The 14,745-nt window shown below is 53.7% G+C and carries 10 protein-coding genes; 4 read left to right on the top strand and 6 right to left on the bottom strand.

Annotation, left to right across the window (positions count from 1 at the left end):
* Nucleotides 1-19 precede the first annotated feature (19 nt).
* Nucleotides 20-2,755 (bottom strand): DNA mismatch repair protein MutS, encoded by a 2,736-nt coding sequence (gene mutS, locus FD19_RS07680; protein WP_056969603.1) that lies wholly within the window; start codon nucleotides 2,753-2,755, stop codon nucleotides 20-22.
* Between the two features lie 273 nt (nucleotides 2,756-3,028).
* Here mutS and FD19_RS07675 point away from each other — a divergent pair, with 273 nt between their 5' ends.
* The 3 genes from FD19_RS07675 to FD19_RS07665 are packed head-to-tail and all read left to right on the top strand — an operon-like array spanning nucleotide 3,029 to nucleotide 6,142.
* Nucleotides 3,029-4,564, top strand: a complete 1,536-nt coding sequence (locus FD19_RS07675; protein ID WP_056969601.1) for an AMP-binding protein — start codon at nucleotides 3,029-3,031, stop codon at nucleotides 4,562-4,564.
* Nucleotides 4,565-4,596: 32 nt separating this feature from the next.
* On the top strand, nucleotides 4,597-5,421 hold the full coding sequence (locus tag FD19_RS07670; protein WP_056969638.1) for an ABC transporter permease subunit: 825 nt from the start codon (nucleotides 4,597-4,599) through the stop codon (nucleotides 5,419-5,421).
* On the top strand, nucleotides 5,414-6,142 hold the full coding sequence (locus FD19_RS07665) for an ABC transporter ATP-binding protein (protein ID WP_056969599.1): 729 nt from the start codon (nucleotides 5,414-5,416) through the stop codon (nucleotides 6,140-6,142). The genes FD19_RS07670 and FD19_RS07665 overlap by 8 nt, the downstream gene beginning before the upstream one ends.
* 487 nt (nucleotides 6,143-6,629) lie before the next feature.
* On the opposite strand, the gene FD19_RS07660 is transcribed toward FD19_RS07665, so the two are convergent.
* The 5 genes from FD19_RS07660 to FD19_RS07640 form a co-directional block, all read right to left on the bottom strand.
* The gene (locus tag FD19_RS07660) at nucleotides 6,630-8,468 is read right to left on the bottom strand and encodes an APC family permease (protein WP_054750544.1); all 1,839 of its coding nucleotides are present in this window, start codon (nucleotides 8,466-8,468) and stop codon (nucleotides 6,630-6,632) included.
* Between the two features lie 194 nt (nucleotides 8,469-8,662).
* Complete coding sequence (locus FD19_RS07655; protein WP_054750545.1) at nucleotides 8,663-9,232, bottom strand: LOG family protein; 570 nt, start codon at nucleotides 9,230-9,232, stop codon at nucleotides 8,663-8,665.
* Between the two features lie 271 nt (nucleotides 9,233-9,503).
* Nucleotides 9,504-11,141, bottom strand: coding sequence for a chaperonin GroEL (gene groL, locus FD19_RS07650; RefSeq protein WP_056969597.1), 1,638 nt, complete (start codon nucleotides 11,139-11,141; stop codon nucleotides 9,504-9,506).
* Between the two features lie 36 nt (nucleotides 11,142-11,177).
* Nucleotides 11,178-11,465, bottom strand: a complete 288-nt coding sequence (groES, locus tag FD19_RS07645; protein WP_054651334.1) for a co-chaperone GroES — start codon at nucleotides 11,463-11,465, stop codon at nucleotides 11,178-11,180.
* Nucleotides 11,466-11,646: 181 nt separating this feature from the next.
* Entirely contained in the window at nucleotides 11,647-12,288 is a 642-nt protein-coding gene (locus FD19_RS07640) for a redox-sensing transcriptional repressor Rex (protein ID WP_054750546.1), read from the bottom strand.
* 396 nt (nucleotides 12,289-12,684) lie between these two features.
* On the opposite strand from FD19_RS07640, the gene FD19_RS07635 reads away from it, so the two are divergent.
* Entirely contained in the window at nucleotides 12,685-14,643 is a 1,959-nt protein-coding gene (locus tag FD19_RS07635) for an ABC-F family ATP-binding cassette domain-containing protein (RefSeq protein WP_056969595.1), read from the top strand.
* Nucleotides 14,644-14,745: the final 102 nt, after the last annotated feature.

Genomic DNA, 14,745 nt, shown 5'->3' with positions numbered 1-14,745 from the left:
ACAACGCAAGCAATGTTAACTAATGCTTGAGTTCTTGTTTAAGTTGATACAACAAATTCATCGCGGCCATGGGCGTAGCTTGCAACAAATCAAACTGCTTGAGTTGCTGCAATACTTTGTGGTCCACGGTACTTAATTCCGGGACGGCCGTCGTGGGCGCAAACAGTTCCAGCTGCTCATCGGCTGGCTGCGCGCCGGTATCGGTCGAGGTACCGTCATCGCTGTCAGCATGCGGTTTGTCCGCAGCAGTCTCCGCCGTAGCGGGGGCTGATTCCGCCGCACTAGCCGGGGCTGCTGCCACCGGTGTGCCGGCCGACGAACTGTTCGCGGCCACGGCGGTCCGACTAGGCGCGTCCGACACATCAAGCGTGCCACCCTGTTCTTCCAAGTGCCGCAACACCTGGTCAGCGCGCCGTAACAACTCATCTGGCAAACCAGCCAGCTTGGCAACGTGGATTCCGTAAGACTTGTCAGCCGGACCCGCCATCATTTTGTGCAGGAACACTAGGTTCCCGTGGTCCAACGTGGCCCCAACGTGTACGTTGCGCAACCGGTCCAGGTGATCCGCCAACGCCGTGAGTTCATGATAGTGCGTAGAGAACAGCGTCTTGGCGTGCACGTGGTCGTGCAGATACTCGATAATCGCCTGTGCCAATGCCATCCCATCATAGGTGGCGGTACCACGCCCAATTTCATCAAAGAGAATCAGGCTGCGACTCGTCGCGTGGCTCAACGCCGCGTTAGCCTCCAACATTTCGACCATGAAGGTACTTTGACCGTTGGCCAAGTCATCTGCAGCCCCGATGCGGGTGAAGATTTTGTCAAAGACCGGCAAAGTGGCACGGTCGGCCGGCACGAAGCCCCCGGCTTGCGCCATGATCACAATCAGGGCCAGTTGCCGCATGTAGGTACTCTTCCCCGACATGTTCGGCCCGGTAATCAGCAGCATGTCCGTGTTGGCATCCATGTTGACGTTGTTGGGAATGTACTCCGTGGCGCCCATCACCTTTTCTACCACTGGGTGCCGGCCGTTCACGATATCGATGTCATGGCCCAGAGCGGTCATCGTCGGACGCACAAAGTGTTGGTCCTCGGCCACCTGAGCGTAACTTTGCAACACGTCCAGACCAGCAACTTTGGCAGCCAGCGCCTGAAGCCGCGTGATGTTGTCCTTAATTTGTTCGCGAATCTGCGTGAAGACATCGTACTCCAGTGAGGTGGAATTGCTTTCCGCCTCAAGGATGGTATCCTCCTTGGCCTTCAGTTCGGGCGTGGTGAAACGTTCCGCGTTCGTCAGCGTCTGTTTCCGGTCGTAACGGTCCGTTGGCACTTTGTCTAAGTTCGACTTGGTCACCTCAATGAAGTAGCCAAAGACGGTCGTGTACCGGACCTTGAGGTTGTGGATCCCCGTCGCTGCGCGTTCCTGGGTCTCGTACTCAGCTAGCCACTGCTTGCTGTTTTTCAGCGTCGCCCGGTAGGCATCCAGCTGGGCGTTGTAACCATCCTTGATGATGCCCCCGTCCTTCACGGAAATCGGTGGCTCATCCACGATACTAGCGTGGATCAAGTCGGCCACATCCCCCACCGTATCGAGATGCCGGTAGTCGTCCAAGCTGTCATCACCGATGCGGTCCAAGGTATCCAAAATGGCGGGGAGCTGGTCCAGACTAGTGGCCAATTGCTGCAAGTCGCGCCCGTTCACGTTGCCGAACGCCACGCGCCCGGCTAGTCGCTCGAGGTCGTACACCTGGTTGAGGTTGTCAGCCAGTTCGGTGCGCTCAAAGAAGTGGTCCAGGAAGGCTTGCACCTGTTGCTGCCGGTGCGTAATGGCACGGTAATCAAGCAACGGCCGCTCTAACCAGTTCCGCAACATCCGTCCACCCATGGCCGTCTTGGTTTTATCCAGTAGCCAAAGCAAACTATCCGCCTTTTTGCCGGTCCGGCTGTTACTGAGAATGTCCAGGTTGCGCCGAGCATCACTATCCATCTCCAGGAAGGCCGAGGGTGTGTACGGGACTGCACGCTGAATGTGGGCCAGACTGCGCTTTTGCGTGTTGAGCAGGTACTGCATTAACATGCTGACGACGCGGGCTTCAGTTTGATCCTGCAGGTCCTGGATCACAAAGCTGACCTCCGCACTCGGCTGGTCACTGATGGCTTGCTGCGACAAAATGCGGTCATTCACCTTGAGCTTGTCCGCCACGTCATCATCGAGTTGCCCGGGCACGACAACTTCGAGGCTACTCAACGCGTCCAACTCGTTGGTGACGTCCGCCAAACTATTTAGGTGCGTCACCTTCATCTCACCAGTTGACAGGTCGGTATACGCAAAGCCAAATCCATCGTCCACCGGTAAGACGGCGGTCAGATAGTTATTTTGCTTCGCTGCGCCGGGTGTCACGTTCATGGTTGTGCCGGGCGTCACCAACTGGATTACTTCACGCTTGACCATGCCCACGGCTTTTTTCGGGTCCTCCATTTGCTCACAAATGGCAACTTTGTACCCGTGGTCAATCATCACGTTGAGGTAATTTTCCACCGCGTGGTGGGGCACCCCACACATAGGAATAGGGTTATCGGCACTCTTATTACGAGCCGTCAGGGTCAGTTCCAAAATCTGCGAGCCCTTGATGGCATCATCATAGAACATTTCATAAAAATCCCCGATGCGGTAAAACAAAAAGGCGTCAGGATACTGCGCCTTAATTGCGAGGTATTGCTGCATCATCGGGGTAGTAGTGGTTGTTTTCGACATAATTTTGACTCTCCGTTCCAACTTCCAATCACCCCAATTTTAGCAGACCACTAGCTGAAAACAAAGCTACGTAGCCCGTCGTCATGGGGGCTGTTTAGCAAGTGGGCCTACCGTCTTCATTCAAGACATCACTGCCGGTCCGCATAAGTTTTTTGCGTGAGTTTCATACTTTTGACACATTTCACCAGCATAATATCTGTATTGAAGCCATTTTAACCATATAATGAAAAATGTAGCAGTAAAGATTAATCATTTTCAAACGGGGAGGTCTCTATGACCCAACTCACTAAAACTATCGAACAACAACTAACCAACCACGCCCACAACCATATGATCAAGGATCTGGCCACCAACACTTGGCTAACCGGGACCGACGTGCGCAGCCAACGTGACGCCCTCGTGGCAGCACTTCAACACGCCGGCGTCCATGCGGGTGACATCGTCCTCATCAGTTTGCCCAATGGTGCCAACAACATCATCGCGCTATATGCAACCCTAGCGCTACACGCAGTGGCCTACACGGTCAACCCGACCATGCCACTCCCGGAACTCGCCACTTTAATCGGACGCCACCACTATGGCGCGCTCATCCTGGGACCAGATCACGCTGAAAATAGCGCCGAGTTAGCGACGCGTGCGCACGTGCAACTCAGTACTAGCATCGATGACAGCACCGCCGCAACGCCGGTATTGGCCATCAGTCACCAACCGGTGCCTACTAACACCCTGCTGCACGACTTTGCTCAACATAATCCGAGCCCCGTGGGTGTGCTCATGTATACCAGTGGCACGACGGGCGATCCCAAAGCGGTCGTATTAACACACGGCCAGCTCTTTGCCGCCGCTCAGGACGTCGCCACCTCCCAGCAACTGACAGCGCTGGACCGCACACTCGTGGTGTTACCACTATTTCACATCAACGCTCAGGTCATCTCCGTGTTGGCGACGACGATTTCCGGCGGTAAGCTGGTCGTCGCGCAAAAGTTTAGTGCCCACCGCTTCTGGCGTTGGGTGCAAGATGAACGCATTACGTGGTTATCAGGCGCCCCGGCAATCATCGCCATCCTTCTCAAAACACGACCGGCACAACAGCCAGCCGTACCGACTCTCCGGTTCATCCGGTCGGCCAGTGCGCCATTATTGCCGCACATCCAGCAGGACTTTGAGGATTACTTCCACGTCCCAATTATTCAGGGTTACGGGATGACGGAGGCGGCCAGCCAGATTACGGTCAACCCGCTGGCTCACCCGCAAGTGGGCTCGGTGGGGCGCCCCACGGACACTGATTTGGTGATTCTGGACGACAACGATGCGCCGCAGCCAGCCGGGGTCACCGGCGAGATTGCCCTCCATGGCGACCATGTTATTACCAGTTACCTTGACCCCAAGTACCAGGCGGACTTCCGGCACGGCTGGTTCCACACGGGCGATGTGGGTTATCTCAACGATGAAGGTTATCTGTTCATCGTGGGCCGCAAAAAGGAACTCATTAACCACGGTGGCAATAAGATCAGCCCCGCAGAAATCGAGAACGTGCTCACTCAACACCCAGCCGTTAACCAGGTCGCAGTTGTCGGCTTGCCCGACGACATTTACGGTGAAGCGGTCACCGCCGCCGTGGTACTCAATCCTGGCTTTACTGGCGAGGATACATCGACCGAACAATTGCGCACCTTTGCCACTAGCCGGCTATCAAAATTCAAGGTGCCTAGCCGCTTCGTGTACGTGGACTCACTAGCCGCCGGACCCACCGGGAAGATTCAGCATACCCGCGTCAAGCGCGCCCTCATGGCGGCAACTGCACACTAACGCGCACGGTAAGGAGTGTTTAATTTATGGAAATGCAAAATATCAGCGTGAACCGGACAACCAATACCCATACCGGGTGGGGTAAAGGCCTCCGCCAGCGACTATTACCCTGGACCATCCCGGTACTGCTTATCCTACTTTGGCAGTTGGGCTCGAGTGTCGGCTGGATTGACGCCAAAATCTTACCCAGTCCCTGGGGTGTCGTCCAAACTACGGTGAAAAGCCTGCAAGCTGGCACCCTGGAGAAAAACCTAGCGATTAGTTTATACCGGGCCCTAACCGGCTTTATTATCGGTGGTATCATCGGTTTCATCCTGGCACTCTGCACCGGCTTATCCAAGACCATGAACTTGCTGTTGGATTCTTCGGTGCAAATGCTACGCAACATCCCCCACTTGGCCTTGATCCCGCTCGTCATCCTGTGGTTCGGCGTGGGCGAATCATCCAAAATTTTCCTAGTAGCCATCGGGGTATTGTTTCCCATTTACATTAATACGTACCACGGTCTGCGCAGCGTGGACCCCAAACTCATCGAGATGGGCCGGTCCTACCAACTCAGTAAGACGCAACTGTTCTTCAAGATCTTGCTCCCAGGAGCCCTACCTACCATCCTAATGGGCGTCCGCTACGCTCTCGGGGTCATGTGGACGACACTGATTGTGGCCGAAACGTTGGCTGCCAGCTCCGGTATTGGCTACATGTCGACCAACGCGCAAAACTTTATGGACATGTCGACCATCTTGATGTGTATCGTCATTTACGCACTGTTGGGCAAGGCATCCGACCTGACCGCCAAGTCACTTGAAAATTCAATGCTGCAATGGCAGCAAGCCGGGGGGGCCGCACACAATGGCTGATAACCTATTAACAATTCAACACGTCAACAAGTATTACGGTGATGCTCACGTTCTGCGGGACATCAATCTCGATATTCGGGCTGGCGAGTTTGTCGCCCTAGTTGGCCAGAGTGGTGGTGGTAAAAGCACCCTGCTCCGGTTAATTGCGGGCCTAGAAGCAGCCAGTGACGGCGTGATTGCCCAGGCGGGGCACACCATTGATGGTCTCAATGGTAACAGCCGCGTCATGTTTCAGGACGACCGGCTACTTCCATGGATGTCCGTGCAGGACAACCTCACCTTTGGTCGCACCAACAACAAGCAACGCCGAGCCGAAGCTCAGCGTTTATTGCACGAGGTCGAACTCGACGAATTTACAGACGCCTATCCCGCCTCGCTATCTGGTGGGCAACGCCAACGTGTCGCCCTGGCCCGGGCGCTGATGGCCAATCCACAACTCTTGCTGCTGGACGAACCGCTTGGCGCCCTCGATGCGCTCACCCGACGCAAGATGCAGGAACTCATCCTCAAATTGTGGCAGGAACGGCAGATGACCACTATTTTGGTCACCCATGACGTCAACGAAGCGGTGCGCATGGCCACCAAGATTTACGTGGTCAAGAACCACGAAATCGCTTGGTCTGGTACCAACAACGTGGCCTATCCGCGTACTGACGATGCCATTGCACCCATGGCCAGTGAGATCATGAACGTAATTCTTGACGGGCACGTGGACCAGTAAGGCACGGTAGCCCCTTTGAATACCAATACAAAGCGCCCCAACAGTGACACACGATTGTCATCGTGTCACTACTGGGGCGCTTTTTTGACGAGTAATTCCGAACCGTGTAGCACGAACCGAGACTGGAACTACCCTACTTGTACAGCAACGTACCTACATACCAAGTTAGCACCCTCAGCACTAATCCCGGTAAAATAGCCAATACATCTTGTTTAAAATTAGCTTTTTTTCCCTGGTGGCCAGACCCAACCGTCATAGGCCAGGCAACCAACGGGGCGCGCTTACGCACAACTGTTGCTAACAAATTTTTGTACCCGTACAGCGGCTAAATTGGTTACCACGCCCACAATAAAAGTGTTGACGTCCAGCTTGACGGCGCCCAAATGTGTAAACGCGGGCTGACTAACGCATAAGGTACGCCCACCAAAAGGGCCATAACCGGTCCTTTCAGCGGGCGTACCTGATACTACCACTTTTAATGCGCGCATTATTTCTTTAAATGGTAACTGTAAGTCGCCATGATAATATTCTCACGCCGCGCGAACGCCGCCCGGAGCCGGACGTTCGTCTGGTTGTGCAGAATATTCTGCCATCCCTTCCGCGGCACAAACTGCGGAATCAGGACCGTCGTCGTAAAGTTACGCTTGGCGGCGTTGCGCGCAATCGTATCCACGAACCGAATCACCGGCCCCTGTACTGACCGATAACTCGAGTGCACGTCCACAAAGCGTACGTCCGGGAAGTCTGCCCGGAATTCCGTCTGCGTCTCGTGTTCCTTCGTCGGGTTTTCATCCATCGACACGTGCATCGCAATTACGTAATCGCCAATCGTCTGGGCATAATTGAGCGCCCCCCGCGTCACACGAGTCACGTTACCAACCAGCACGATAACCGTGCTCCCACTGTATTCGTGGAGCTTGGCGTTGTCACGCTCCAGCCGCAATTGCTCCGCCACGTTTGTATAGTGGTGCTTGATCTTGTAAAACAAGAACAACAACGCCGGCATGATGATGAAAAATGGCCAAATATCTGGCAAACGGTAAACAAACAGAATGACCAGAATAGCAAAGGAAATCAACGCCCCCGAGAAGTTAGCCAGGGTTTTACCAAACAAGCCCTTTTCCGTGCCCCGGCGCTTGAGCCAGTGACGAATCATGCCACTTTGGCTCAACGTAAACGGAATGAACACGCCAACCGCGTACAAGGGAATCAGCCGCTCAGTGCTACCATGGAAAATCGCAATCAGGATGGCCGACCCCACCGCCAGGGTAATGATCCCGTTGGAAAAGCCGAGCCGGTCCCCACGGTCCATGTACATGTGCGGCATGTACTTGTCCTTGGCCAGGTTAAAGGCCAAGACGGGGAAGGCCGAAAAACCAGTGTTAGCGGCCACCGCCAAAATCAGGGCCGTTGCAAACTGAATCACGTAGTACATAATGCTACCGTTACCAAAGGTGTGGCCGGCCACCTGTGACAGCACCGTCACTTTGGCTTCCGGCACAATGCCGTACCAGTAGTTGAGAAACGTAATACCAGCAAAGAAGAACCCCAGAATCGTTGCCATGATGGCTAACGTTCCGGCCGCGTTTTTAGCCCGGGGTTTCTTGAAGAACGGTACCGCGTTACTGATGGCTTCCACCCCAGTTAAGGAACTAGAACCACTACTAAACGCCCGAAATATTAATGCCGCCGTAATACCTGGTACGACGGAACCCACCGCTGCGTGCGCGGCGTACGGAATCGAGCCGTTGACAATGCGGTACAAGCCCCAGAGAATCATGATGACAATGGACACCACGAATAAGTAGACCGGTACCATCAGGAAGGACGCCGACTCGCTCATCCCGCGCAGGTTCATTACCATTAATATGAAGATGATGACCAGTGAGATGGTGACTTCATGACCATACAAAGCCGGGATCGCTGACGTAATGGCTTCAGCCCCTGACGAGACCGAAACCGCCACCGTCAACATGTAGTCAATCAACAGTGACCCGCCGGCGAGCAGCCCCGCGTTACGGCCCAGGTTTTGGCTGGACACCACGTAGGCGCCACCCCCACCGGGATAAGCGTGAATAATTTGACGATACGACAGGGTCAAACTGAGTAATAGCACCAGGACGAACGCCGCAATTGGTAACGAATACCAAATCGCCGCCGCCGACAAAGTGGTCAGCACCAGCACAATTTGCTCGGTACCATACGCCACTGACGACAGCGCATCAGAACTCAGCATTGCCAGTGCTTTTAACTTACCCAGCTTCTGCCCGCCTTCTTCGGACGACTTCAGTGGTCGTCCGATGAAGAACCGTTTCAGTGAATGCATCGCTTTATGTACTCCTATTCAGAAATGCAGGGCACGGCAACGTATCTGGTCGCCTGCCCCCCAACTGTACCCGGCCTACCGGGCACGACATAAGCATTAATATACCACTAACAAACCGCATTGGCACCAAAATTTGGTGTCTCTATCCTTACAATACGCAAAAGAGGCGGCAAATGCCACCTCTTTGGTAAAAATTATTTGACTGCAACCGCCGCATCCAACGCCTGCCGGTCGGCGTCCAGCGATTGAACAAGTTCTTCAAAATTATCGGAAACGTGAATGTGGGACATGATGTCAGTGGCAAAGCCCTGATCCACAAATACCTGGAGTTGGGCCACTAACGGATCATAGAACTTATCCATGTTGAAGATCCCAATCGGTTTGATTTCCACCAGGCCGATGGTCATCCAGGAGATGGCCTGCGAAATTTCTTCCAGCGTGCCAAAGCCGCCAGGAAAGACTAAGAACGCGTCGGGCTCCTCAATCAACAGCTTTTTGCGCTCATCGATGGTGCTGGTCCGAATCGCGTGGGTGGTGTTACGGCGGGGCAGCTCGGAATCAAAGAGGCCATCGGGATAGATACCCGTGACGTCGCCGCCCGCTGCTAGGGTGGCACCACTAATGGTACCCATGATGCCAGATACGGATCCGCCGTATACCAACTCAATGTGGTGGCTGCCTAGATACCACCCCAATGCGTGGGCCACCTGTTCATAACTCTTTTTAACGCCGTAGCGCGAGCCGCAAAAGACTGATAACTTCACAACCATCATCTCCGTTCAATAAACTCATACCGTGAGCTTCAATTATAGCGGGTTTAGCCCCGCAATTCAATTTCGCACGATATGTCAACGTATACTTAGTGTGGGTGCAACACCAACACCCATTTCCGTAACCAATCTAGTGGTGGTGCAGGTTGCGATGACTACGGTCCCACCCCAGCTATTGGCAGGACACCCGAGCCGCAGACCGCGGCTACACAACAAAAGGGCGGCCACGCGGTGGCCGCCCTTCGTCAATCGTGTTGGAAATGGATTACATCATACCGCCCATGCCGGCACCGGCTGCACCGGCACCAGCTGCGGCGTTGTTATTAGCGTTCTTGTCCGGAATATCAGCCACAACGGCTTCAGTCGTTAACATCAATGCGGCAACGGAAGCGGCGTTCTGAAGTGCGGAACGGGTAACCTTAGTTGGGTCGATGATCCCGCTCTTAGCCAAGTCTTCCCAAGCACCAGTAGCAGCGTTGAAACCAACACCGACCTTCTGGCTCTTCAGGTGCTCAACAATGACGGAACCGTCAAGGCCAGCGTTCTCGGCAATCTGACGCACTGGTTCTTCCAGGGCCCGCTGCACAATGTTGATACCAGTCTGGACGTCGCCGCTTTCCTTCAAGGCAGCAACTGCCGGGATGGCGTTAGCCAAAGCAGTACCACCACCGGCCACGTAACCTTCCTCAACGGCGGCACGGGTCGCGTTCAAAGCGTCTTCGATCCGGTACTTACGTTCCTTCAATTCGGTTTCAGTAGCGGCACCAACATTGATGACAGCCACACCACCAGCTAACTTAGCCAGACGTTCCTGCAACTTCTCACGGTCAAAGTCGCTGGTCGTGTCCGCAATCTGAGACTTGATGGTAGCAACCCGCTCGTCGATGGCGTCCTTAGTACCAGCGCCTTCAACAATCGTCGTATCATCCTTAGTTACCGTCACCTTGCCAGCCTGACCTAACTGTTCCAGGGTCGTGTCCTTCAGTTCCATACCAATGTCAGAACTAATGACCTGGGCACCAGTCAGTACGGCAATATCCTGCAGCTGGGCCTTACGCCGGTCACCAAAACCAGGGGCCTTAACGGCAACCACGTTGAAGGTACCACGAATCTTGTTCAGTACCAGTGTTGGCAGTGCTTCGCCGTCAACATCATCGGCAATAATGAGGAGGGACTTACCTTGCTGAACGATTTGCTGCAGTAGTGGCAGGATGTCCTGGATGTTACTGATCTTCTTGTCAGTAATCAGGATGTACGGGTTGTCCAAGTCGGCTTCCATCTTGTCGTTGTCAGTAACCATGTACTGGGATAGGTAGCCACGGTCGAACTGCATCCCTTCAACAACGGACAGCTCGGTCTTGATCCCCTTACCTTCTTCGATGGTGATGACACCGTCGTGACCAACCTTTTCCATTGCGTCGGCGATCAACTTACCAACTTCTTCACTCGCGGAAGAAACGGCACCAACTTGCGCAACTTCGTCCTTGTTGGAAACCTTGTGGGAGTTTTTGTGCAGGGCATCAACAGCAGCGTCAGTGGCTTCTTCGATACCTTTGCGGATACCAACAGGGTTGGCACCAGCAGTGACGTTCTTCATGCCTTCACGGATGATGGCCTGTGCCAAAACCGTAGCAGTAGTCGTACCATCACCGGCGATGTCGTTAGTCTTGGAAGCAACTTCGGCCACCAACTTGGCACCCATGTTTTCGTAACGGTCTTCCAGGTCAATAGACTTGGCAATCGTGACACCGTCATTAGTAATTTCGGGTGCACCATATTCCTTATCCAAAACCACGTTACGACCCTTAGGCCCAATGGTGGTCTTAACGGTATTTGCTAACTTATCTACACCACGAAGCATTGCTGCCCGTGCATCTTCAGAGAATTTAATGTCTTTAGCCATGTTTGTTATTCACCTCAGTAATTAGTTGGTCACGAATTAATCTTCAACGATTGCCATGATATCTTTGTCGTGCAGAATCAGGTAATCCTCGCCATCAAACTTCACTTGGGAGCCGGCGTACTTGTCATACATGATCACGTCGCCTTCCTTAACGGACATTGGTAGCCGCTTACCTTCTGGTGTCGTCGCGCCGGCACCGACAGCAATTACCTTACCAGTCGTTGGCTTTTCCTTCGCGTTGTTAGCAAGAACAATCCCACCAACGGTTTGTTCCTTTTCTTCCTCGACCTGAACGACAACACGATCTCCTAATGGTTTCAGCAAGATAATCCCTCCAAGAATTTTTTGATTGATTTTTAGCACTCGTTTACACTAAGTGCTAACACAATTCTTACTATACCATGTTGTTAGCAAAATGCAACAGGGAGTGCTAACTTTTTCTGTAGTGTGGCCACAAAACCCCACCAGCAACCGTTTTGCTGGTGGGGCACTCATTGACAAATATTTAGTTAGTGCGCTCTTCGCGGTTCGCGACAAAGAAGATGAGCGACTGCAATTCGTTGGCCAGGTCGATGTACTTAACGTCCACCGTGTCGGGCACGTTGACGCGGGTAGCGGAAAAGTTCATCAGGCCCTCAACACCGGCCTCCACGAGCGCGTCCGTAATTTCCTGCGCAGCACTGACGGGGGTGGCCAAAATGGCGATTTTAATTTGTTGGTCCTTGATCTGTTGCTCCAGGTCCGTCATGGAATACACTGGCACCCCGTTCTGGATGGTACCAGTAATGGCCGGGTCGGTATCAAACGCCGCACTAATACGAATGTTGTTGGTCTGCTGAAAGTTGTACTTCAATAAGGCACGGCCGAGGTTACCGACCCCAATCAGGGCAACGTGCGTCAAGTGATCTTGATACAGAGCCTTCCGGAAGAACCGCAGTAAACTTTGCACGTTATAACCAAAGCCACGCGTCCCCAGCTGACCAAAGTACGCAAAGTCCCGGCGAATGGTGGTGGCATCAATATTGATTCGCTCCGCAAAGTCGCGTGACGATATCCGCTCAACGCCTTCATCCGCCAAGATATTCAGATAACGATAGTAAATCGGCAACCGTTTCGCGGTTGCGTGTGGAATCTTGCCTGTAGCCATGCCTTAACCCCCCATACGTAATTTCCTATGCTCATGTTAACTGCTTTAACAACTAAATACAAGCGTTTTCATGAACATTACCTGACTTTTGTTGGTTATTCATACTGCTGCTAGCCCACCCGTCACCACCATTAGCCCCGCGACCGCCTTTATCTATTCACAGTTGTACGAATCGCCAAACGAAAGTTTACAGCCACTTTGTTTAACTTATCACGTTAATCACCAGGCCAATACGAACCACTGCGCTCACTATCAGCGCAACGTTGGCCCAGCGCACCATGCCCACTGGTGGCACGGTGACCAGACAACAGCCCGCTAGATTATGCTATATTGGAAGTAACTATTTTTACGGAGACACTGGTGCCAGCACCCACGACACCACGCAAGGAGATAAACATGATTTTATTGCAGGCACAGGGAGTTGGCCGCAGTTTCGACGGCATCGACCTCTTTACAAACGTCAACCTTCAAATTCAGGACAACAGCCGCGTCGGCCTGGTTGGTCCTAACGGGATCGGCAAGACCACGCTACTCGAAATTATTGCCGGCATTGCCACACCGGACTACGGAGCGGTCACCACGCGCAAGAACCTCAGCATTGGTTACCTGGCCCAAAATTCCGGACTCGATTCCAGCAAGGAAATTTATGCCGAAATGCTGGATGGTTTCAAGGAACTGCGCGCCATGGAACAACAAATGCACGCGCTAGAAGCCAAGATTGCCGACCCGGCCACGGCCAAGGATGACGCGACCTACGCAGCCACCCTCAAGCAGTATGACCAACTCAGCAACGACTTCCGTGAGCAAAATGGTTACGGCTACGAAGCCGAAATTCGGAACGTTTTAGCGGGGTTCAACTTTGCCCCCGAACGCTACCACGACCAAATCAGCACCCTCTCCGGCGGTGAACGTAGCCGTCTAGCGTTGGCAAAAATGCTGCTGTCACGCCACGACCTAATCATCCTGGATGAACCTACCAACCATTTGGACATCGACACGCTGGGATGGTTGGAAGGATACCTGCGCGGCTATAAGGGCGCCATTTTGATTGTCAGCCATGACCAGTACTTCCTCGACCACACAATCAACGAAGTCTACGAGCTCAGTCCGCGGGGTGCCACGCACTACACCGGCAACTACTCCCAGTATCGGCAGCAGCGGGCCGCCAACCTGGACCAAGCGTGGAAGGCTTACAACAAACAGCAAGAAGAAATTGCTAAACTCCAGGAATTCGTCGACAAAAACATCGTGCGCGCCAGCTCCACTAAGCAGGCGCAAAGTCGGCGCAAGCAGCTCGAAAAAATGGACCGTTTGAAGCGGCCAAGTGGCGAGCAGTCCGCGCACTTCCACTTTACTGCTGCTAAAAGTAGCGGTAATGAGGTCCTCAAGGTGCGTAACGCCACCATTGGCTACGCACCCGATGAGCCCATGGCCGGCCCCATCGACTTTACCGTCAACAAGGGGGAGCGTATCGGCATTGTCGGGCCCAACGGGGTGGGCAAATCCACATTACTCAAGAGTATTCTGGGCCGCATCCCCTTCCTGCAGGGCGACGCCGTACTCGGTGCCAACGTGCAACCAGGTTACTACGATCAAGACCAAGCCTCGTTGAACCCGAAAAACACGGTCCTGGAAGAAGTGTGGCAGGAACACCCCACCACGCCAGAAAAAGATATTCGCTCGGCGCTCGCGGCGTTCTTGTTGGGCGCCGGCGACGTGGAGAAGACGGTTGCCTCACTATCAGGGGGGCAAAAAGCGCGCCTGTTGATGACTAAGCTCGCCATGGATCACGATAACTTCCTCATCTTGGACGAACCGACCAATCACTTGGATATCAACAGCAAAGAGGTCCTGGAACAAGCCCTGGAAGATTTTAACGGGACGGTACTCTTCGTCAGCCATGACCGCTACTTTATCAACAGCCTGGCGGACCGCCTAGTGGTACTCAGTCCGGCCGGCAGTGAAATCGTGTTAGGTAACTGGGATTACTACCAGGAAAAGCAACAGGAGGCCACCAACCCCGAGCAAGCCAACAACACAGGTGTCTTTGGTACCACGACCACGCAGAAGCAAACCACCAATAGCCAGGGGGCGGCGGACTACGCCGCAGCTAAAGCCGACCAGAAGGCGCAGCGCAAATTGCAGCGACGCGTCGATGCTGCCGAGAAAACGATTGAAGACCTGGAGGCCCAAAAACAAGCGATTCTCGACGAAATGGCCCTCCCGGAAAACGCTACGGCCGCGGTCAAACTGCAGGACATGCAAAAGGATGTCGATGCGATCGACGCCAAGTTAACCGACGCCGAGGCGGAATGGGAAGCAGCCGGCATTGCGCTGGAGGACAGTGAGCAATAAGGTGCTAATGACCAAGAGCCCCGCCGTAAAATGTTCCATTCACTTTCACTACATTAGCACCAAAAAGGCAGGTCGCCATGACCTGCCTTTTTGGTCGTGATT

The organism is Lacticaseibacillus thailandensis DSM 22698 = JCM 13996 (assembly GCF_001436135.1).
Lineage (GTDB): Bacteria > Bacillota > Bacilli > Lactobacillales > Lactobacillaceae > Lacticaseibacillus > Lacticaseibacillus thailandensis.
The sequence above is the reverse complement of the archived record's forward strand: the minus strand, read 5'-3'. Positions and strand labels throughout refer to the sequence as shown.

Bases quoted from the DNA above. Each gene is read 5' to 3' on its own strand.
- FD19_RS07640 (WP_054750546.1), bottom strand. From the start codon at position 12,288: ATGGCTACAGGCAAGATTCCACACGCAACCGCGAAACGGTTGCCGATT.
- FD19_RS07665 (WP_056969599.1), top strand. From the start codon at position 5,414: ATGGCTGATAACCTATTAACAATTCAACACGTCAACAAGTATTACGGT.
- FD19_RS07675 (WP_056969601.1), top strand. From the start codon at position 3,029: ATGACCCAACTCACTAAAACTATCGAACAACAACTAACCAACCACGCC.
- FD19_RS07660 (WP_054750544.1), bottom strand. From the start codon at position 8,468: ATGCATTCACTGAAACGGTTCTTCATCGGACGACCACTGAAGTCGTCC.
- groL (WP_056969597.1), bottom strand. From the start codon at position 11,141: ATGGCTAAAGACATTAAATTCTCTGAAGATGCACGGGCAGCAATGCTT.
- FD19_RS07670 (WP_056969638.1), top strand. From the start codon at position 4,597: ATGCAAAATATCAGCGTGAACCGGACAACCAATACCCATACCGGGTGG.
- mutS (WP_056969603.1), bottom strand. From the start codon at position 2,755: ATGTCGAAAACAACCACTACTACCCCGATGATGCAGCAATACCTCGCA.
- FD19_RS07635 (WP_056969595.1), top strand. From the start codon at position 12,685: ATGATTTTATTGCAGGCACAGGGAGTTGGCCGCAGTTTCGACGGCATC.